Here is a 20364-nt window from a genome sequence, read left to right on the forward strand (position 1 = left end):
CGCAGGTGACGAGGCGTCGCCGGGAGCGGATACCGTGGCGCCGTGACACCACGCCGACTCCGTCCTGCTGCTGGCGCGCTCGCGGCGCTCCTCGTCGTCGTCCTCGCCGGGTGCACGCCCGCCGGCAAGGACCAGAACCCCGTCGACCCGTCGTCGGGCACCGCCTCGAGCGCCCCGGGGAGCGATGCCGCCCCGGCCGGCGACGGCGCCCCGACGGGCTTCGAGAGCTACTACACGCAGGACCTCGCGTGGAAGAAGTGCGGCGGCGGCTTCGAGTGCGCGACGGCGGCGGCGCCCATCTCGTGGGACGACGCGGACTCCGGGAGCATCGACCTCGCGCTCAAGCGCCTGCCCGCGTCGGGCGACCGCAAGGGCTCGCTGCTCACCGACCCGGGCGGCCCGGGCGCGTCCGGCGTCGAGTTCGTCGGCGACGCGAAGTCCCTGTTCGGCGACCCGGTGCGCGAGAGCTACGACATCGTCGGGTTCGACCCGCGCGGCGTGTCGGGCTCGTCGCCCGTGCGGTGCTTCGACGACGCCCGCAAGGACGAGTCGCTGTCCAAGGACTTCCCCGAGACCGACGCCGGCCTGGCCGACCTGCGCACGGAGCTCAAGGCGTGGGCCGACGCGTGCCAGAAGAACACGGGCCCGCAGCTCGCCACCGTCGACACCCAGAGCGCGGCCCGCGACATGGACATGCTGCGCGCGGCGCTCGGCGACGGGACGCTGACCTACGTCGGCTTCTCCTACGGCACCCAGCTGGGCGCGACGTACGCGGGGCTGTTCCCGGACCGGGTGGGCCGCATGGTCCTCGACGGCGCGATCGACACGTCGCTCGACGCCGACGAGATCAGCGCGCAGCAGGCGGTCGGTTTCGAGAACGCGCTGCGCGCCTACGTCAAGGACTGCCAGACGGGCAAGTGCCCGCTCACCGGCTCCGTCGACGACGGCATGGCGCAGATCAAGGACCTGCTCGACGGCGCCCTCGACGACCCGCTGCCGACGGACTCCGACCGCGACCTCACCCAGACGCTGATGTTCTACGGCATCGCGCTGCCGCTCTACAGCAAGGCGAACTGGCCGCTGCTGACGCAGGCGCTGACCGAGGCGATCGACAAGGGCACCGGCACGACGTTCCTGCTGCTCTCCGACTACTACAACGACCGCAACCCGGACGGCTCGTACACCGGCAACTCCGCGGAGGCATTCCGGGCGGTCAACTGCCTCGACGACCCGGGCAACCCCGACATGGCGTTCATGGACGCCCAGGCGAAGCAGATCGAGGCCGCGGCGCCCACCATGGGTGAGTTCTTCACCTACAACGGCCTGACCTGCGCCGACTGGCCCGAGGCCCCGGTGAAGAAGGACTTCGACCTGCACGCCAAGGGCGCGGCGCCGATCGTCGTCGTCGGCACCACGAACGACCCCGCGACGCCGTACGTGTGGGCGCAGGGCCTCGCCAAGACCCTCGACTCGGGCCGCCTGCTGACCTACCAGGGGGAGGGGCACACCGCCTACGGCAGCTCGAACTCCTGCATCGGGGACTCCGTCGACGACTACCTCGTGGACGGGACGCTGCCCGCCGAGGGCAAGACCTGCTGACTCGCGACCGGCCGCTTTGGAGTCTCGGCCGGTCGTTGGGTACAGTTGGCTCGCTCGCTGCGGCGGTCCCTCGTGACCGCGTCGGTGTGCACGCCGCCTTAGCTCAGTCGGTAGAGCGATTCACTCGTAATGAATAGGTCATCAGTTCGATTCTGATAGGCGGCTCCGACACGGAAGCCCCCGCTGACCTGGACCAACGGTCCGGGACGGCGGGGGCTTTCCGCATGCGCGATCTCGACCCGGCGACTCTCCGGCACGGGAGAGATGGTCACCGCGGGACGGGCCCGCGGCTAGCATGCCCGGCATGGACACGACGAACGAGCGCTTCGACGTGGTCTTCGAGACGCGGACGTTGTCCGAGCTCACGAGGATCCTCCGTGATCGGCAGACGGGTGTCTGCTATCTCTTCCACCAGGTCGGTGCGGTCGGGGGGCTGACCGTTCTCCTCGACGCCGAGGGACGACCGATGCTCGACGCACCCTCCCGCTGACAGGTCTTCGGCCTCTTTTCCCGGTCTGACCTGGTCCGACGTGGTCTCTCCGTCGGGCTGCGACGTCGCTGCGCCACGGGCGCGCGAGAGCCGGTCGCGACGCGTGCGGTCTGCCGCGAGCGAAGTGGGACATATCACTATCTGGTCACTCCTGCGCGCCGAATTCCGGCTGTGATGACCTGCGGGGGCGTTGAGAGGGGGTGAAAAATGATCAACGAACTTGCAGAGATCGAGCAGCTGGAAGCGCTCGAGGCTCCCGGGTGGGGCGAGTGGGTCGCCGGCATCGGTGCCGGCGCCATCGTCGGCGGCGGGCTGCTCTACGGCGGCATCGCCGTGGGAGTGGCGATCACCTGACGAGTAGCGGAGCGATCGACCGTACGGCTGAGCGAGGGGGTGAAACATGGAATCGCAGACACAGGACACGGATCAGGCGTTCGCGGCGCTCGTCGCGGACATCGAGCCGCTCGAGTCGCTCGAAGCGGCCTGGAACTGGGGTGAGTTCTTCGGCGGTGTCGCCATCGGCGTCGGTGGTGCCGGCGTCGTCGGCGGAGGGATCGCCATCGGCGTCGCCATCACCTGAGGCGCAGAGTCCCGGCCGCGCCGTTCGTGGTGCGGCCGGGGAGCGCCCTCGGTGCCTGGTCATCACCGGCGCAGCGCTCTCCGCAACCGGAGAGGTAATCCAGAAAGTAGGCAAGCATGAATCCTGACAAGAGCAACACCCCCCTCGTCGCCGCGATCGGATCCTTGGCCGCTGTCATCGCAGCCCTCGTCGTCACCCTGAGCCTGGCGGGCACGTCGGCCGTCGTGACCGGCGTCGGGATCGGTGTCGTCGCCATCCTCATCGTCGTGGTCGGCATCCTGATCGGCCTCAGCACCCATAGTCGGCGGCAGCGTTGATCCTCGAGGGCCGACCAGCCGTCGAGGTGGTCGGATTCTCGAAGAGCTACAAGTCCGTGAGCGCGGTCGACGACCTCTCGTTCGCTGTCGGCTCGGGTGAGTGCATCGGTCTCCTCGGCCCGAACGGGGCGGGAAAGACATCGCTCATGTCGTGCCTGGTGGGCCTGCGTCTTCCGACCTCGGGAACGGTCCGGGTCCTGGGGTGCGATCCCGCAGGAGCGGGGCAGACCGGTCACCGGATCGCGTACGTCTTCGACCCTCCCGGCCTCTCCGCGGACTTCACCGCCGTGGACTGCCTCCGTTGGGAGGCGCTCGCTCAGGGCCTCCCGCCGGAGACGGCGACCAGCGCGGTCGAGGAGTACGGCATCGCAGGCTTCGCGAAGCGCCGAGTCTCGCGGATGTCCACCGGTCAGCGTCAGAGAGTCGCGATCGCCGCGAGCCTCGTGGGCGACCCCGACGTGCTGATCCTGGACGAACCGTCCAACGGGCTCGATGTCGAGGCGGCGCGGTGGCTCCGCGAGCTCGTGCGAGCCCGCACGCGGGCCGGTCGCACGACGATCGTCTCGAGCCACCAGCTCAACGAGGTCAGGCGCGTCACCGATCGCGTCGTCGTGATCAACCGCACGCTTCGCTTCGACGGGCAGCTCCCCGACCTGGCGGACGACGAGCTCGACGACTGGTACCTCGACACCATCGACCGGAAGGAGGTGCTCGCGTGATGATCCTGCGTGCAGAGCTCCTGCGCTTCAGCCGCAGCGCGGCGCTTCCTTCCCTTCTCTTCATCGCGGTCGGGCTCAACGTCCTGTCGGTCTACGGGACCTCGGTCCAGATGGGCGACGCGGCGTCGAGCGCGGTGTCCGACCAGGCTCAGACCATCAAGCTCGTCGGGCTGGGGTTCGGAGCGAGCCTGTTCGCGATGATCTTCGGTGCGCTGTCGGTCACCCGAGACTTCACGAGCCGTGCTGTCGGGCGGGTCCAGCTCCTGGTCGGGAGCAGCAACCGCCTCCTCGGGTCGAGAGCGACCGTCGTCGCTCCCGCCATGCTCGCGTTCGGCGTCCTCGGCGCCGCGTCCGCTGTCATCACGGCATGGCTCGCGCTCCCCGGCGCGGGAAGCCGGTTCGTCTGGAGCCACGACGCCACGGTCATCACGCTGGGGATCGTCTTCTCGACCGTGTTCGCGGGATATCTCGGCCAGCTCGTCGCGTGGCAGGTGCGCCGCTCTCTCGTCGCCGTGATCGTCCTCGTCGCCTGGACGCTCCTGCTCGAGACCTATCTCATCCAGCTGATCCCCTCCGTAGGCCGCTTCCTGCCCGGTGGGCTGGGACAGGCGATGCTGGAGGACACCTCCGGAACCGACGAGATCCTCTCGGCCGGCTGGGGGTACGTCGGGTACGTCGTCTGGTTGGTCGTGCTGTCCGGGCTGGCGGTCTGGCGCCTGCGCAAGACCGACCTCGCGCAGTGATGAGCGGCGACACCGCGCTCGCCCCCGACCGGGCCTGGCTGCAGCGGGTCACGCTCTCGTCGTCCGACGGCGAAGGGCGCGTCCTCCTGTCGACGACCGAGGGGCCCGTTCTCCGGGTTCCGTCAGCGGTGGGGACCGTGCTCGCAGAGATCCAGCGGGCCCCTGACGAGAGCCTGGGCGAGCTGTCCGGACGTCTCGAGGTCTCCGAGGCCAACCTCCGCACGACCCTGGTCACGATCGGTGGGATCCCCGCGATCGCGGGCGCTCCCGCTCGCCTGCGGCGCCTCCAGGTGCGGCCGCCCGCGACCGTCCAGCTCACGCTCTTCGACCCGTCTCGCCTCGTCGCGGCCGACGGTCGCGTCGCCCGCGCCCTTCGAGCGCGGTCGACCTGGACCGTGGTCGCCGCCGCCAACGGCTTCGGCGCGCTCGCGGTGGCGATGCTGTTCGCCGACACGGACGGGCCTCTCTACTCCCGGCTGTCGGTCGGAGGTTACGCGTGGCTGCTTGTGGGGCTGCTGGTCTCGATGTTCGTGCACGAGCTGTCGCACGCTGCCGTGCTCATCGCGCACGGAGGAAAGACCCACCGGTTGGGGTTCATGTTCTTCTACCTCGCGCCGGCGTTCTTCTGCGACGTGCGCGACAGCTGGTCGATCGAGCGGCACGCTCGCGTGCGGGTCGCTCTCGCGGGCGTGATGTCGCAGGGCGTGCTCGCCGCCTGTGCCGCCCTGGCGTCCTTCGCCCTCGACGGCGACCCGTCCGTGGTCCTCGCCGTCCTCGCGCTCTTCAACATCCTCTACTGGGTGTTCAACCTGATCCCGTTCGTCAAGCTCGACGGCTACGTCGCGCTCGCCGGCTACCTCGACCGTCCTCATCTGCGCGACCGGTCGATCGCGGCCTTCCGTGAGTGGCTGGCCGCGGTGCTGTACGGACGTCGACGCCCCGCGGCGTCGCGGTCCCTGGGCCCGGGCGGCCTCCTCTTCGGTGCGGCGTGCGTCGTGTTCCCGCTCGTGCTCGTGGTCGGCGCGATCGGCGCGATCGGCATGTACCTGAGCTCGCTGGGCGCGGTCGCGCTGTGGGCGGAGATCGCCCTCGGAGCGACGGTGCTCGCATGGCTCGCGGTGCGCTCCTGGGCCCACGTCAGGGCCGTCTGGCGGTCCGAGGTGCGTCGTCCGCGGGCGCTCGCGGTGTGGTCTGTCGCGGCGGTCGCCCTCGTCGCCGTGCTCACGCTCGTCCAGATCCCACGCCACGTGAGCGGTGGGGTGTTCGCGCAGCCGGGCCGGATCACCGTGGGAGTGCTGGCTCACGACGTGCCGCAAGCCTCCGACGGTCTGGCAGCCACGATCCGGCGGACCGGCGTCGTGAGCGGTCCCCGGCTCGCGGACGCCACGACCCTGGGCCCGACGAGTCCGTGCGAGATCCCGCTCGCCGCCGTCGTCCCCGTCGAGGGCACCGATCTGACCATCGACGGGCTGTGCGTCGACACCGTGCCGTCGGACACGCTCCGCGGCGCCCTCGCGGGGACGCCGACCGGGTCCGCGACGGCCGTGCTGGACCTGCCGGCGCAGACCGTCGTCGAGCGGGTCGTCGACATCTGGGAGGGGGCGTTCTCGTCATGACGCCGGAACGGTCGGCGGGAGGCGGGAGCGTCTCGGTCCTGTGCCCGACGTACAACGGCACCTCGACCCTGGCGGCGACCATCGAGAGCGTGCTCGCACAGTCGCACGGAGACCTCGAGCTCCTCGTCGGCGACGACGGCTCCACCGACGGCACGGGCGAGCTGGTCGAGGGATATGCCCGCTCCGATCGCCGTGTCCGCCTGGTCCGGCTGGAGCACACGGGTGATCCCGGGACGGTGCGGCGCGCGCTGATGCGACGGTCGGGGGGCCGGGCGATCGCCTATGTGGACCACGACGACGTGTGGCGGCCCGCCCACCTCGAGGTCGCCCTGCGGTCCCTGGTCGACACGTCGACGGTGGTCGTCGCGGGCGCGGACTACCACCGGCCGGGAGACGCCGAGCCGGCGATGTCCCGCTCCGGTGAGATCTGGAACCCGGAGATCGCGACGATCGACCCGTTCGCAGAGCCGACGCGCGTCGTCCACCTGCGTGCTCTCGTCGGGCCCCGGACGAACTGGCGTGCCGCGAGGGGCGGCCTGGAGGACTGGGACCTCTGGTGGCGGCTCGCGTCGCAACGAGCGCGGTTCCGCCCGCTCCGGACCATCACGACGTCGATCCGGCTCGCACCGGGGACCCGTCGGGGCTCCCTGCGCCACCGGGTCGCTCTGCCGCTAGCCCGGATGCCGTCGAGCGAGGCAGCAGCAGAGCTCGCGAGGGAGGCGAGGAGCGGTGCCGAGGAGAGCTTCGCCGAGGATCTCGGGCGGTGGGGCGACGAGCTCGAGGGCTGCGGCCGGGCCACCCCCGCACGGGTGCCGATGACCGGCGGGTCGGGCCCGGTGCCTTCGTGGCTCGTCCCGTGCGCCGTGCCGGGAGGCACGGCCGGATGGATCGTCGGGTTCGCTGCGCCGTTCGTCGATCGGCGCCACGGTGCCGCGATCGGCGACGTCGTGCGTCGTCGGTTCGGCACGGTGGTGCGTCGCGCGACCGAGCTCGCGTGCCGGACGCCCGGAGCAGAGCCGGTCGGACGGATCGGAGAACGTCAGGAATGAGCAGGGTTCACATGTCAGGAGAGGTGCAGCAGTGGATGTCGAAGTGCAGGAGAAGGACGCGGTGAAGAGCGCGAGCGGCGATGCCGACCGGCTGCGGTTGTGGCTGGAGGGCGAACGCGCCGTCGCGGGGGCGAGGGACCTCCTGCTCGAGACGGGAGCAGATGTCGAGCTCGCCTCTCGGGTCTCTCTGGGAATCGACGCGGCGGTCTTCGTGTCGGAGGACGACGTCGAGGGGACGGTCTCGCAGATCGGTGGCCACCGCGTCGTCCGCTACGACGGGGCGCTCGAGATCGCGGGCGGCGAGCTCTGCCTGTTCGACGACATGATCGTCCAGACGGAGGGTTACGCGACCGCTCCGTACGTCTCGATCTCCGTGCCGACCGCGTTCGCCGTCGTCGACGAGCTCGACCTGGCGGCTCTGCGGGCCGATCTCGCCGCAGCACGTGCGACGGGCGTGCTGCCGGCGTACCTCACGACGGCCTTGGCCACCGTCGTCGACCAGCGCCGGTGGCTCGAACCGCTGCTGCCGGACGACGACGCGCCCCGTCGACTGCTCCTGTGCGCCGACGGGACGCTCCGGGACGGCCCCGGGGGGCGGGTCGTCTCGGCCGACGGCTCCATCGACCCGTCCCACCACGTTCCCCCTGCCGAGGACGCCGGCGAGATCGCGCGCTTCCTCGGCGCTGCGAAGGTGGTGCGGGCGCTCCGGGCGCGGCTCGGGCGCGAGGTCTCCGTCGCGGGCTACGACGGGAAGGTCGGGTCGGTGGGTGCGGGGCGGACGGACTCCGTGTTCGTCGCCTCGGACGACGCGTCGAGCTATGTGGTCGACATCGCGACCAGCAGGATCGATCGAGTCCCGGACGCCGTCGCCACGGTCGTGGAGCAGACGCTCTGTGCCCGCGCCGGCACGGGCGACGGTGGAGACGCCGGCCGGGCGCCGGAAGGCTCCGAGCGGGTGCTCGAGGCTCTGGCCCTGGAACGGTTCCTCCCGGCGTCGGCGGACCGGGCGCTGTGATGGCTCAGCCCGCAGCGCTGGCGACCATGTACAGCGGCCGAGGTGCCGAGCTCTACGACCGCGTCGTGCAGAGCGACCGGTCGGAGCTGCGCGAGATCCTGCGGACCGTCCGCCGTGGGCAGGACCGGGTGCTGGAGCTCGCGTGCGGCTCCGGGCGTATCACCCGGCCCCTGCTGGCCGTCAGCGCGTCGGTCGTCGCCGTCGACAACTCGGCGGCACTGCTCTCGCTGCTCGACGAGCGTGCCGGTGGGGACGAGCGACTGACGACCGTCTGCGCCGACCTCCGGGACTGGGCCCCGGGCGAGACGTTCGACAAGGTCGTCCTCGGGACGACGTCGATCAGCCTGTTCGACGCTGCTGAGCGCGCAGCGCTCTTCGCCCGGGTGCGCCGGTGGCTCGAACCCGGAGGGCAGTTCCTCGTCACCCTGCGCGTGCCGCCGACAGCGGACGAGGCCGGGGCGTACCACCAGGTCTTCGAGGACCTCGGGCTGCGCGAGGACTTCGACGCCGCGGCCGGCATGCTGACCTCCACGCTGATCGAGCTGCGCGACGGGAGACCTGTCGGGGAGCACGCGGTAGCGACGAACCTCCTCCGTCACGAGACGCTGCTGGGTGAGCTGGGAGACGCGGGCTTCGACGTCATGGACGAGCTGGAGATCGACCCGCGCACGCGCGACGCCCGGATCGGAGACCACCGGCTCGTCGTCGCTGCCCCCAGGCCCGCACGAGGCCGCTCGCCCTACTTCGAGTTCTTCCTGCCACCTCGCCAGTGGGGGGAGGCCGAAGCGGTCGGCGCCAGGGGGACGACCGTCGACTTCGCGGACGGGACGTCCGCGATCTGCGGGATCAGCGGAATCTGGAACGCGAGCCTGGGCTACGGGAACGCCGCGGTGGCCGAGGCCATCGACCGCGCGAACCGTGCCGCCTCCGCGCTCCCGATCTTCCGGCGGGGAAGCTCCTACGCCCGCGAGGCCGCGGAACGCCTCCTGGACCTGGCGGGTACCGAGAGGTACGCCTCCGTCTTCTACTCGACGTCGGGCAGCGCGGCGCTCGATGCCGTCGTCAAGCTCAGCCGGCAGGTCGCGAAGCACGAGCGCGGGCTGCGGGCGCGGCGCGTGGTGAGCCTCGTCGGCAGCTATCACGGGATCACGAGCAGCTCGATGGCGCTGAGCGGGGCCTACCTCTTCCAGGACGTCTACGACGTGGACGAGCGGTTGCACATCAAGGTTCCGCACGACGACCCGCAGGCCCTCGAGATCGTGATGCGGAGGTTCGGTCCCGAGATCGCCGCGGTGGTGGTCGAACCGGTGCTCGGGTCCGGTGCCCTGCCGTTGTCGGACGAGATGCTCGAGCGGCTCTTCGCCTTCCGGCGCCAGCATCGCTTCCTCCTCGTCGCCGACGAGGTCGCGACCGGCTTCTACCGCACGGGTGATCGCTTCAGCAGCGGGACCTGGGCTCAGGCGGCGGACATGATGGTCCTGAGCAAGGCGCTGACCAACGGAACGTGCGCCGCCTCGGCGGTGCTCGTCTCGGACCGGATCCTCGGCGTCCTCGCGACGCACGACGAGATCTTCTGGCACGGAGAGACGCAAGCCGGCTCTCCGCAGTCGTGCGCAGCGATGCTCGCGACGATCGACGAGTTCGAGCGCCTCGACGTGGCGAGCACCGTCCGCGACCTGGCGGTCCGACTCGAGGCCGGGGTCGGTGAGATCGCAGCGGCCTCGCCTCGGCTCAGCGCGAGCGGCCGTGGGGCGATGTGGGCGGTGCACATCGACGGGCCGGACGGCCGTCCGGTGAGCTCCGACGACGTCTACCAGCTCGTGCGGGCCTGTCGACGCGACGGGGTGATCGTCCAACCCTCGCCGTCGGCGATCCAGATCATGCCGGCGTTCACGATGGAGCAGTCGACCGTGGACGACCTTCTGGCACGCGTCGACGGGACGATCGGCGAGCTCCTCGCGGCCACGTCGTGACCGGACCGTCGGTCGTCGACCGTTCGCGGCCTCCGGGGCAGTCCGTCGGGAGCGGGTCGTTGCCGTGGGCCATCGGCCAGCACGCCGGGGACCGGCCCGTCGTGATCCTCGACCACGCCGTCGCGGTGACGGCTCGCGAACGGTTCTCGGTCGATGCGGTGGCCGAGGTCGTCGTGCGGGCCGCTGTCGGCTGGGACGAGGTCCGGAGGATCACCCGCCTCGTCCGCGAGAAGGGCGCCGACTCGATCATCGTCGTCGGAGGCGGTAACGCGATCGACGCGGCCAAGCTGGCGTCGGCCTGCGCCCCGCAGGAGCACCTGCTCGAGCTTCTGCTCGCGCGTGCGCGCCTCGGCGGCTTGTGCGCGATCCCCGAACAGCTCTGGTCGCCGATGCCCGTCGTCTGCGCACCCACCACGTTCGGCACCGGAGCCGAGGTCTCGGCGGTCGCGTGCTGCGAGCTGAGCGAAGGAGGCGGCGCGGCGTACAAGTGCTTGGTCGGGATGCCGAGCTCGCCGGTCGTCGCAGCAGCCTACGAACCGTCGATGCTCGTCGCCCCGCGTCCCCTGGTGCTCGCCGGCGCGGCGGAGTCCTGGACCCGCGTGCTCGGGGCCGCGATCGCGTCGGACTCGCGGATCGGCTGGGCGAACGACGAAGCGCGACACCTCGTCGCGCGCACCGGCCAGGTCGCCGCTGCTGCGCTGCGTGCGGGATCCCCGAGCGAGGACACCCTCGTCAGCTGGGCACTGGCCAGCGCGAGCAGCCACCTCGGCTGGGCGCTCCGTGGCCGGGGTGTTGCGCCGTTCCCCCTGTGGTTCGTCGCCAACGAGCTGTCGATGGAGCTGGGTGTCACGAAGATGGAAGCCCTGTCTGCGCTCTGGCCCGGATGGGTCGGGGCCGTGCTGGAGGGTCGCGACGAGTGGGGCGACCGGGCCCGCATGGACGAGATGCTCGAGATCTCCGGGGTCTGCGGTGTCGTCGACCTCGTCGACCGGGTCCGGGCGCTCGTCCCGGCGCGCCGTGCCCGCGCGGCCCTCGCGCAGGGGAGCGACGTGGCAGACGTCGTCGCCGCGCGGGTCGTCGCCAGGTTCGGCAACCGTCGACCTTTGTCGCGTCGGTTCACCCGGGAGTCCGTCGGCGCGGTGCTCCGGGGCGCGGCACGCCGCACGGACGAGGTGGCGGCATAGTGGGTATCACCAGCTTCGCCGCGACCCTGAGTCCTGACATGGGCATCGCCCGGGAGGTGCGGGTCTTCCCGCCGGACGGCGACGGGCGTCCCCTGTGGACGGTCGCGGTCGACATCGGGATGAAGGACCGCCGTGACGATCGTGCGGCGCTCGACATCACCTGGGTCGGCGCGGCAGGCGCGCGCCGTGCCGGGACGGTGGTCCGTGCCGCGGGCGAGAGCGTCGAGCGGGCAGCGCTGCTCGGCACCGGCGCGCTCGATCCGGGAGACGATCTGCCGTGGGCGCCGCGCGGGATGTCCTGGCCCGAGGACGCCGAGGGGGGAGCCGGCTACGCGGCGACCTGGATCGACGGCCCGACGCGCCGTGCGGTGCGAGTGCCTGCGACAGCCGTCGACTACCCGCCGCGTGGCACGGGCGACGACTCCGACCCGGGGCCGTCCGGGACGGCCTCGGGTGGCGGTCTCGCGATGGCGACGGGCAACGCGTGCAAGGAGTGCATCGAGCGTGACGCAGCGATGCGGGGGTGGTACCGGCCCGAGAGCGCGCGGCGTATCGACGCGTCGAACCTCGCTGCCGCGGGCGCCGCAGAGGCTCTTCGCCTCGTCCGGAAGCTCTCGGTCGCCGGTGTCGAGTTCCATCTGGTGGCGCTCGACGCCCGTGGCGGCCCGGACGTCGTCCTCGCTCTCGCGCTCGATCGTGAGTCCGGCGTCGTCGGTGCGGGCCTCGGCCTCGAGGCGCATCCCGGTCAGGCAGCGCTGCGAGCGGTCCAGGAGGCCCTGCAGATCCGGACCCTGCTGCTCGACCTGAAGGGCGTCGGTCCCTGTGCGGCGCCCGCGCTACCGATCCAGCGGGAGATCGATCGGGCAGGCTACTGGGCGTCCGAGGCCGCGGTCCCCGCAGCGGACGAATGGTTGTCGCACGTCGGCGGGTACGCCGCGTCGCGGACGGACCGGTCGCCGAGCGACTGGACCCGCCTCGTCGGCCGCTTCGCGGTCGTGGACCTCACGCCGCGGCTCCCGGCGCCCGCGCGCAGCCTCGGGTGGGCGGTGGCCCGTGTGTTTGCCCCCGAGCTTCGTCCGCTGCGGATGTCCGAAGCGCCGCGATGGAACGGTGCCGACGATGCGACGCACGACATCCCGCACCCGTTCGTCTGATCGCCGGCGACCCGCGTGCCGGAGGTCAGGGCGTCTGCCCGCCCGCGACGCCGAGCTTCTCGTCGAAGAAGTCCAGCACCCGCTCGACGGCGCCGTCGTCGCGGTGCGCGGTCAGGGTGCTGTGCTTCGCGCCCGGCGGCTCGACCGTGAGGAAGCTCTCGCCGAGCGCCCGGCGCAGCGTCTCGAAGCGCGTGCCGACCGCCCGGTCGCCCGCGTAGCGCACGCCGAGCACCTGGCAGCCGCCGGCGACCTTGGCGCGGACGGCCGCGACGTCGTCGGCCCCCAGCCCCAGGTCGGCCGCCCGCCGCCGCCCGAGCGGGAACGGCGTGCTCGGCTGGGCGAGGACCGGCGCGGCGATCGGCGCGTCCGCGAGCATCGCGAGCGCGAAGCCGCCGGTGAAGCACATGCCGACGGCGCCGACGCCCGGCCCGCCCAGCTCGTCGTGCAGGTCCCGGGCGAGCGACCGGAGCCAGCCGGCGACGGGGCTGGTGCGCCGCAGCGCGAAGGCGTGGAACTCCCGGCTGACGCAGAGGTCCCGCACGGCACCGCGGAAGGCCTTGCCCGACGCCGGCGCCCCCGCCTCGCCGAACAGCACCGGCATGACGACGGTGTGCCCGCGCGCCACGATCTCCTCGCCGAACCGGATGCACTCCGGCGTCAGGCCCGGCAGCTCGTGGATCATCACGACGCCCGGCCCGGTGCCCTTGCGGTAGGTGGTGTGCGCGACGCCGTCGGCGGTGTGCTCGCCGCGCGCCCAGCCGTCGAGGGGGTCGCGGGTCTCCGGGGTGTCCATGCGCCCGAGCCTAGGCACGGGCGGTGCTCACCGGCGCGTGGGCGCCGCCAGCGCGCCGAGCAGCTCGCGGTCCTGAGCGCGCCGCGCGTCGGCGAGCGGGACGTCGGCCGGCACCACCTCGTGCCCCGGCAGCAGGCCGTCGTCGCCGCGCAGCTCGTCGACGAGGGCGTCGGCGTCCGGCGTCCGCCAGGCGGAGACGTCCATCGGCCGGCCCTGCCACGACGCCGGCCCGCGGTCGGCCTTGCCGAGGTAGGTCAGCGGGGCCGGCCACCGCAGGCCGCCCACCTGCACGACGACGTCGTCCAACCGGGCCAGGTCGTAGTGCTGGATCTCGCGCCCCTCGGAGACGTCCATCGCGTGCCCGAGCCGGGCCGGCACGACGACGACGTGCGCGGCCTCCCGGTGGGCCGGCGCGTCCCGCAGCGTGTAGGGCAGCGTGCCGCGGTGCGGCAGGTGCGCGTAGACGCGGCGGGCGCCGTGCAGCGCGGCGGGCAGGACGACGATGCCGTCGGCCCCCGAGCCGAACTTCTCGGCCAGGCGCCCGGGGCAGGCGTTGGACCCGTACGCCAGCAGCGCCACGGGGTCCTGCGGCAGCGGCACCCGCGCGGCGGGCCAGCGCAGGGGCGCGACGCGGCCGCCGACCACCACGTACGGGTGCTCCGGGATCGTCCCGGGGTACGGGCGGCTCGCGTAGCGCTCGAGCGGGCGGGTCATCCCTCCAGGCTAGCGAGCCAGTCGCGGACCGCCGCCGCGACCTCCGCGTCCTTGCCCTTGACGTCGTGCGCGCCGGGAAGCGTGACCCGGCTGACCGGACCGCGGATCGCCCCGACGTGGGCGTCGAGCTCCTCGGGCCGCCCGAACGGGTCGGACCGGCCCGAGACGAACAGGACGGGGCAGGTGATGCGGGGCAGGTGCTCGACGCGCAGCCGCTCGGGCCGCCCGGGCGGGTGCAGCGGGTAGCTGAGCAGCACGAGCCCGGCGGCGGGCAGCCCGTCGGCCACGGACATCGAGCACATGCGCCCGCCGAAGGAGCGGCCGCCGAGCACGAGCGCCTCGGGCGCGATCGCGTGCTCGGCGCAGAAGTCGGCCGCCTGCGCGCGCAGGTGCGCGAGCGCGGCGTCGGGGCGGTCCGGCGCGCGCCTGCCGGCCGTGCGGTTCGGGAACTCCACGCGGCGCACGGGCACGGGCCGCTCGCCGTGGCGGACGGCGTCCTCGACCGCGACGAGCGTGCGGTGCTCACGCCCGGCGCCGGCGCCGGGGGTGAGGATCAGCCCGCCCGGCGGCGTGCGCCGGCCCTGCGGGGCGGGCGCGGCGGGGGTCTCGGACGACGGCACGCCCCCAGTCTGCCCGCCCGGGCCACCCGTTTGCCTCGGGAGGGCCGGCGGGCAAGGGTGGTCCCATGAGCGGACCCATCGGGCGCGGCCTCGTCGCCGGCGCAGCAGGCACCACCGTCCTCAGCACCGTCACCTACCTCGACATGGCCCTGCGCGGCCGGGACGCCTCGACCGTCCCCGCGCAGACGGTCTCCGCCCTGGCGGAGCGGGCCGACGCCGCCCTGCGCGGCAGCACGCTGCCCTCGCCCGGCGACCTCCTCGGCTCGGGCCGCGCGGCGCAGAACCGGCTGGACGCCGTCGGCGCGGTCGCCGGGACCAAGGTCGGGCTCGCGATCGGCGTTCTCGCCTCGTGCGCGCGCGCCGCCGGGTTCCGCACGGGCCCGGTCGCCGGCGCCGTCCTGATCGGGGCCGGCGCCATGGCCGCCACGGACGCCGCGACCGCGGCGACGGGCGTGAGTGACCCGCGCACCTGGTCGCGCCAGGACTGGGTGGCCGACGCCGTCCCGCACCTCGCGTACGGGCTGACGACGCACCTCGTGCTGGACTCCCTCGGGGCCGACGACGAGCCGGAGGCCGCGCGCCCGACGCTCGGGCTCCTGCTGCGCTCCGGGATGCTGGGCCTCGCGGCCGGGGCGCGCGCCTCCCTCGGGCTCGCCGGGCCGGTCGTGTCCTCGCGCGGTCGCGGGCGGGCGCGCGGCGCGGCCCGCCTGGCGGCGCTCGCCGGGGTGGCGGGCGAGCTGATCGGCGACAAGCAGCCCTCGACGCCGAGCCGGCTCGAGGCGCCCGGCCCGCTGGTGCGTGTGGTCTCCGGGGCGCTCGGGGCCGCCGCGCTCGCGCGGCGCGTCGCCGCGCGCCCGCTCGTGCCGATGGTCGTCGGCGGGTACGGGGCCTCGGTGGGGACCGCCGCGGGCGCGGCCTGGCGCGCGCACACCGTCGGCAAGGTGCCCGACCTGCGCGCGGCGCTCGCCGAGGACGCCGTCGCGCTCGGCCTGACGGTCCTGGCCTGCGCGGTCGGGCGGGGAGAGGCGGAGCACGACGTGGAGGTGACCGTCGTCGTCCGCCACGGCGACGAGTCGGGCGACGCCGTTGCGACGGACACGCTGCCGCACGCGCGTGGCTGAGCCCGCCGCTCCCCGCGCGGTCGAGCCGGGCAGCGTGCTGCGCGACGAGGACTGGGGTGGGCGTGACGTCGTCGGCGAGGTCTTCGAGGGCGTCGAGCTGCGGGACTGCGACCTGACGGAGATCACCACGCGGGGTGCCCGTTTCGACGCGTGCACCTTCCGCGGGGTCCGCCTCAACGCCTCGCGGCACACCGGTACGGCGTTCGTGAACTGCACGTTCGACCGCTGCGTCCTGTTCGACACGACGTTCTCGGGGTGCAAGCTCACCGGCTCGACGTTCGACGCCTGCCGGCTCGAGCTGCTGAAGGTCGACGGCGGCGACTGGTCGTTCGTCTCGCTCGGCGGCGCCGACCTGCGCCAGGTCTCGATCGTCGGGGCGCGGATGCGCGAGGCCGACCTCTCGGGCGCCCGGTGCGGCGACGCCACGCTGCGCGACCTCGACCTCGCGGGCGCCTCGCTCGGCCGGATCGACCTGACGGGCGCGGACCTGCGGGGCAGCGACCTGTCCGCGCTCGACCCGCTGGGCGCGCGGCTGCGCGGCGCGGTCCTCACGATCGATCAGGCGGTCACGGTCGCCGAGGCGCTCGGGACGGTCGTCCGCGCCGAGTGAGGCCGGCGGCCCGGCCGAGCCTCAGTCCTTGGGCACGCTGGTGACGGTGGTCAGGAGGAAGACGCAGTCCTCGAGCGCCTCCACGCCGTGGCGTTCGTGGGTGATCGGCACGAGCTCGTCCGCTCCGACCTCCACATCGCCCGAGGCGGCCGTGACGCGGACCCGGCCCTCGATCACGTAGAGGCTCGCGGCGGGCGGCGCATTGTGCTCGCCGAGGACGGTCCCGGCGGCGAGCGCGAGCACCGACTGCCGCAGCGGGCCGTCGTGCACGACGATCTCCGAGCTGCGCCCGTGCGCGTCGACCAGGGCCTGCTCGAGGTGGTCGGCCGCGCTGCGGTCCAGTCTGGTCATGGGTGGGTCCTTTCCCTCAGAATCGCGGGCCGTCCTCGTCGTGCAGCAGGTTGCGGATCGGGCGCATGGCCACCTGCACGCGCTCGACCAGGTCGGTCGGCCCGGTGACGATCAGGGCCCGGCCCGCGACCTCGACGTACTGGGCGGTGGTGCCGCGGGCGGTAACCCGCGCCGCCGGCCCGACGCCGGAGTCGCTCGTCGCGGGGGACGTCTCCACGGTCGCGCGCGCCACGTCGTCGAACACCGCCCGCATCGCGGAGCGGTAGTCCTGGTAGGCGTCAGCGAAGTCCTCGGTCGGGACGGGGTCCGAGCCGTCGTGCTCCGTCGGCACGCCCGGGCGGATGTCCGTGTGCAGCGGCGCGGCGATCGCGGAGCTCAGCGCGGCCCGCACGACGTCGTCGCGCTCGTCGGCCGGGGCGGACTCGCGCAGGGTCTCCACGCCGAACGGCTCCCCGGCGAAGGTCACGTAGCCCCGGGTGAAGCGCTCGGTCGACGGGTCCTCTCCGTCGGCGTCCGAGAGCGTCTCCTCGATCAGGTCCATGCCCCACTCGAGCGGGTCCGAGACCTCGCCGACCAGGCCGCTGAACGCCGCGAAGCGGCGGACGAGGCTCTGCCACGAGGCGTCGGGGGAGCCGTGGGCCCCGGGGGCGCGAGCCGTGTCCTCGCCGCGGCCGTCCGCGGGCAGGGGCTCGGGCTGGGTGGGCGGTTCAGGCGTGGCGTCCATGGTTCTCCCCGTGTCCGGTCGCGGACGGCTCTGCTGCCGAGCCTGCCGCCTCGCCGTGGCGGGGTCAACGAGGTCGGGTGCGTGTCGGCGACCCCGGCGGTGCGGCCGGCCCGTGGCTAGAAGAATCCTCCTCCGGCCGCCGCGGCGCAGCCCGGGACGGTCACGGATCGGCCACAGGTATGCCGCTGGCGAACATCGGCATACGGAGGGGGTGCGGCCCGTTGTGCGCCTATAGAGTCGTTGCGGTCAGGCCTGAGCACCACCGGTGCGGGTGTACGCCGCTCGTGAGGAGCAGCCATGTTCGAGAGATTCACCGACCGTGCCCGTCGGGTCGTCGTCCTCGCCCAGGAAGAGGCGCGGATGCTCAACCACAACTACATCGGGACGGAGCACATCCTGCTCGGCCTCATCCACGAGGGAGAAGGGGTCGCGGCGAAGGCGCTCGAGTCCCTGAACATCTCGCTCGACGGCGTGCGCTCGCAGGTCACCGAGATCATCGGCGAGGGCCAGCAGGCGCCGAGCGGGCACATCCCGTTCACGCCGCGCGCCAAGAAGGTGCTCGAGCTCTCGCTGCGCGAGGCCCTGCAGCTCGGCCACAACTACATCGGCACCGAGCACATCCTGCTCGGCCTGATCCGCGAGGGCGAGGGCGTCGCCGCCCAGGTCCTGACGCAGATGGGTGCCGACCTGAACAAGGTCCGCCAGCAGGTCATCCAGCTGCTCTCGGGCTACCAGGGCAAGGAGCCCGTCGCCGCCGGCGGCCCGGCCGAGGGCCAGCCCTCCGGCTCGGCCGTCCTCGACCAGTTCGGCCGCAACCTCACGCAGGCGGCCCGCGAGGGCAAGCTCGACCCCGTGATCGGGCGTCCGCTCGAGATCGAGCGCGTCATGCAGGTGCTCAGCCGCCGGACCAAGAACAACCCGGTGCTGATCGGCGAGCCCGGCGTCGGCAAGACGGCGGTCGTCGAGGGCCTCGCCCAGGACATCGTGCGTGGCGACGTCCCGGAGACGCTCAAGGACAAGCAGCTGTACACGCTCGACCTCGGCGCGCTCGTGGCCGGCTCGCGCTACCGCGGTGACTTCGAGGAGCGCCTGAAGAAGGTCCTCAAGGAGATCCGCACCCGCGGCGACATCATCCTGTTCATCGACGAGATCCACACGCTCGTCGGGGCGGGTGCCGCCGAGGGCGCGATCGACGCGGCGTCGATCCTCAAGCCGATGCTCGCCCGCGGCGAGCTCCAGACCATCGGCGCGACGACGCTCGACGAGTACCGCAAGCACATCGAGAAGGACGCGGCGCTCGAGCGCCGGTTCCAGCCGATCCAGGTCAACGAGCCCTCGCTGCAGCACGCCATCGAGATCCTCAAGGGCCTGCGCGACCGCTACGAGGCGCACCACCGCGTCTCGATCACGGACGGCGCGCTCGTCGCCGCCGCGACGCTGGCGGACCGGTACATCAACGACCGGTTCCTGCCCGACAAGGCGATCGACCTGATCGACGAGGCCGGGGCGCGCCTGCGCATCCGCCGCATGACGGCACCGCCGGAACTCAAGGAGCTCGACGAGCAGATCGCTGACGCGCGCCGCGACAAGGAGTCCGCGATCGACGAGCAGGACTTCGAGCGTGCCGCCGGCCTGCGCGACACCGAGAAGCAGCTCACCGCGCAGCGCGCCGAGCGGGAGAAGGCCTGGAAGTCGGGCGACCTCGACACCGTCTCCGAGGTGGACGAGGACCTGATCGCCGAGGTCCTGGCGATGTCGACCGGCATCCCCGTCGTCAAGCTCACCGAGCAGGAGTCCACGCGGCTGCTGCACATGGAGGACGAGCTGCACAAGCGCGTCGTCGGCCAGAACACCGCCATCAAGGCGCTGTCCCAGGCGATCCGGCGCACCCGCGCCGGGCTCAAGGACCCGAAGCGCCCGGGCGGCTCGTTCATCTTCGCCGGCCCCACCGGCGTCGGGAAGACGGAGCTGGCCAAGGCGCTCGCGGAGTTCCTGTTCGACGACGAGGACGCGCTGATCCAGCTCGACATGTCCGAGTTCTCGGAGAAGCACACCGTCTCGCGGCTGTTCGGCTCGCCCCCCGGGTACGTCGGCTACGACGAGGGCGGCCAGCTCACGGAGAAGGTGCGGCGCAAGCCGTTCTCGGTGGTCCTGTTCGACGAGGTGGAGAAGGCGCACGCCGACATCTTCAACTCGCTCCTGCAGATCCTCGAGGACGGTCGCCTGACCGACTCCCAGGGGCGCGTGGTCGACTTCAAGAACACCGTGATCATCATGACCACGAACCTCGGCACGCGGGACATCGCCAAGGGCGTCCAGACCGGCTTCAACGCCGGCGGCGACCTGGTGACCTCCTACGACCGCATGAAGGCCAAGGTCAACGACGAGCTCAAGCAGCACTTCCGCCCCGAGTTCCTCAACCGCGTGGACGACACGATCGTCTTCCCGCAGCTCACCCAGTCGGAGATCGTGCAGATCGTCGACCTCATGGTCGCGCGGCTCGACGCGCGGCTGCGGGACCGGGACATGGCCATCGAGCTCACGCAGGCGGCCAAGGAGCTGCTCGCGGAGAAGGGCTACGACCCGGTGCTCGGCGCCCGGCCCCTGCGCCGCGCGCTGCAGCGGGACATCGAGGACGTGCTGTCCGAGAAGATCCTGTTCGGCGAGCTCGGCGCAGGCCAGGTCGTCATGGTCGACGCGCAGGGCGAGGGCCTGCTCGGCGAGTTCACGTTCCGCGGCGTCCCCAAGGGCGACAAGGACCGCGGGCCCGTGAGCGTGGGCGCCGCGGCGGCGCTCGAGGCCCCGAGCGGCGTGCACGTGCGTGACCTGCCCCCGACGGGCGGCATGCAGGCCGGCGCCTGACCGACCCTGGTCCGGTCGCCGACCGACCGCACGCCGACGGCCCCGTCCCTCCTCGCGGAGGGGCGGGGCCGTCGGCGTGCGTCGGTGGCGTCGGCGCGCGCCGAGCGTCACGTCCCGCGTCCCCTGAGTG

The 20364-nt window shown here is 72.8% G+C and carries 21 protein-coding genes and 1 tRNA gene; 17 read left to right on the plus strand and 5 right to left on the minus strand.

Features of this window, described 5'->3' with window-relative positions:
• Positions 1-42 precede the first annotated feature (42 nt).
• The 14 genes from EDF32_RS07150 to EDF32_RS07205 all read left to right on the plus strand — a co-directional run bounded on the left by EDF32_RS07150 (position 43) and on the right by EDF32_RS07205 (position 12439).
• A complete protein-coding gene (locus EDF32_RS07150; protein WP_123307840.1) occupies positions 43-1599 on the plus strand; it encodes an alpha/beta hydrolase in 1557 nt (518 codons plus the stop codon).
• Between the two features lie 92 nt (positions 1600-1691).
• Positions 1692-1764 (plus strand) — tRNA-Thr (locus EDF32_RS07155).
• A 139-nt stretch (positions 1765-1903) separates the two neighbouring features.
• Positions 1904-2089 (plus strand): DUF6440 family protein, encoded by a 186-nt coding sequence (locus EDF32_RS07160; RefSeq protein WP_123308054.1) that lies wholly within the window; start codon positions 1904-1906, stop codon positions 2087-2089.
• A 207-nt stretch (positions 2090-2296) separates the two neighbouring features.
• Positions 2297-2443 (plus strand): hypothetical protein, encoded by a 147-nt coding sequence (locus EDF32_RS14670; protein ID WP_199734851.1) that lies wholly within the window; start codon positions 2297-2299, stop codon positions 2441-2443.
• 46 nt (positions 2444-2489) lie between these two features.
• A complete protein-coding gene (locus EDF32_RS07165) occupies positions 2490-2669 on the plus strand; it encodes a hypothetical protein (protein WP_123307841.1) in 180 nt (59 codons plus the stop codon).
• 116 nt (positions 2670-2785) lie between these two features.
• Positions 2786-2986 (plus strand): hypothetical protein, encoded by a 201-nt coding sequence (locus EDF32_RS14460; protein ID WP_148061572.1) that lies wholly within the window; start codon positions 2786-2788, stop codon positions 2984-2986.
• Between the two features lie 26 nt (positions 2987-3012).
• On the plus strand, positions 3013-3705 hold the full coding sequence (locus EDF32_RS07175; protein WP_158614066.1) for an ABC transporter ATP-binding protein: 693 nt from the start codon (positions 3013-3015) through the stop codon (positions 3703-3705).
• Positions 3705-4448, plus strand: a complete 744-nt coding sequence (locus EDF32_RS07180; protein ID WP_123307845.1) for a hypothetical protein — start codon at positions 3705-3707, stop codon at positions 4446-4448. The genes EDF32_RS07175 and EDF32_RS07180 overlap by 1 nt, the downstream gene beginning before the upstream one ends.
• Entirely contained in the window at positions 4448-6064 is a 1617-nt protein-coding gene (locus tag EDF32_RS14560; protein WP_158614067.1) for a hypothetical protein, read from the plus strand. Before EDF32_RS07180 ends, EDF32_RS14560 begins: the two co-directional genes overlap by 1 nt.
• Entirely contained in the window at positions 6061-7113 is a 1053-nt protein-coding gene (locus EDF32_RS07185) for a glycosyltransferase family 2 protein (protein WP_158614068.1), read from the plus strand. The genes EDF32_RS14560 and EDF32_RS07185 overlap by 4 nt, the downstream gene beginning before the upstream one ends.
• A gap of 31 nt (positions 7114-7144) precedes the next feature.
• Complete coding sequence (locus EDF32_RS07190; protein ID WP_148061573.1) at positions 7145-8128, plus strand: hypothetical protein; 984 nt, start codon at positions 7145-7147, stop codon at positions 8126-8128.
• Entirely contained in the window at positions 8128-10101 is a 1974-nt protein-coding gene (locus EDF32_RS07195) for an aminotransferase class III-fold pyridoxal phosphate-dependent enzyme (protein ID WP_123307847.1), read from the plus strand. Before EDF32_RS07190 ends, EDF32_RS07195 begins: the two co-directional genes overlap by 1 nt.
• A 59-nt stretch (positions 10102-10160) precedes the next feature.
• Entirely contained in the window at positions 10161-11285 is a 1125-nt protein-coding gene (locus EDF32_RS07200) for an iron-containing alcohol dehydrogenase (protein WP_158614069.1), read from the plus strand.
• On the plus strand, positions 11285-12439 hold the full coding sequence (locus tag EDF32_RS07205) for a YcaO-like family protein (protein ID WP_148061575.1): 1155 nt from the start codon (positions 11285-11287) through the stop codon (positions 12437-12439). Before EDF32_RS07200 ends, EDF32_RS07205 begins: the two co-directional genes overlap by 1 nt.
• Before the next feature lie 25 nt (positions 12440-12464).
• On the opposite strand, the gene EDF32_RS07210 is transcribed toward EDF32_RS07205, so the two are convergent.
• Genes EDF32_RS07210 through EDF32_RS07220 form a run of 3 tightly spaced genes read right to left on the minus strand, consistent with a single transcriptional unit; the run spans position 12465 to position 14566 of the window.
• A complete protein-coding gene (locus tag EDF32_RS07210) occupies positions 12465-13232 on the minus strand; it encodes a dienelactone hydrolase family protein (protein ID WP_123307849.1) in 768 nt (255 codons plus the stop codon).
• Between the two features lie 27 nt (positions 13233-13259).
• The gene (locus tag EDF32_RS07215) at positions 13260-13946 is read right to left on the minus strand and encodes a hypothetical protein (protein WP_123307850.1); all 687 of its coding nucleotides are present in this window, start codon (positions 13944-13946) and stop codon (positions 13260-13262) included.
• A complete protein-coding gene (locus EDF32_RS07220) occupies positions 13943-14566 on the minus strand; it encodes an alpha/beta family hydrolase (protein WP_123307851.1) in 624 nt (207 codons plus the stop codon). Before EDF32_RS07220 ends, EDF32_RS07215 begins: the two co-directional genes overlap by 4 nt.
• A gap of 65 nt (positions 14567-14631) precedes the next feature.
• Here EDF32_RS07220 and EDF32_RS14675 point away from each other — a divergent pair, with 65 nt between their 5' ends.
• On the plus strand, positions 14632-15687 hold the full coding sequence (locus tag EDF32_RS14675) for a hypothetical protein (RefSeq protein ID WP_199734852.1): 1056 nt from the start codon (positions 14632-14634) through the stop codon (positions 15685-15687).
• Positions 15680-16297: a pentapeptide repeat-containing protein gene (locus EDF32_RS07230; protein ID WP_123307852.1), complete on the plus strand. Its 618-nt coding sequence runs from the start codon at positions 15680-15682 to the stop codon at positions 16295-16297. Before EDF32_RS14675 ends, EDF32_RS07230 begins: the two co-directional genes overlap by 8 nt.
• Positions 16298-16318: 21 nt before the next feature.
• On the opposite strand, the gene EDF32_RS07235 is transcribed toward EDF32_RS07230, so the two are convergent.
• On the minus strand, positions 16319-16648 hold the full coding sequence (locus EDF32_RS07235; RefSeq protein ID WP_123307853.1) for a cupin: 330 nt from the start codon (positions 16646-16648) through the stop codon (positions 16319-16321).
• A 16-nt stretch (positions 16649-16664) separates the two neighbouring features.
• Positions 16665-17372 carry a hypothetical protein gene (locus EDF32_RS07240; RefSeq protein ID WP_233565782.1) on the minus strand — a complete coding sequence of 236 codons (708 nt, stop codon included), beginning with the start codon at positions 17370-17372 and terminating at the stop codon, positions 16665-16667.
• Between the two features lie 297 nt (positions 17373-17669).
• On the opposite strand from EDF32_RS07240, the gene EDF32_RS07245 reads away from it, so the two are divergent.
• On the plus strand, positions 17670-20234 hold the full coding sequence (locus tag EDF32_RS07245; protein ID WP_123307854.1) for an ATP-dependent Clp protease ATP-binding subunit: 2565 nt from the start codon (positions 17670-17672) through the stop codon (positions 20232-20234).
• Positions 20235-20364 lie beyond the last annotated feature (130 nt).

The organism is Cellulomonas sp. PhB143 (assembly GCF_003752595.1).
Lineage (GTDB): Bacteria > Actinomycetota > Actinomycetes > Actinomycetales > Cellulomonadaceae > Paraoerskovia.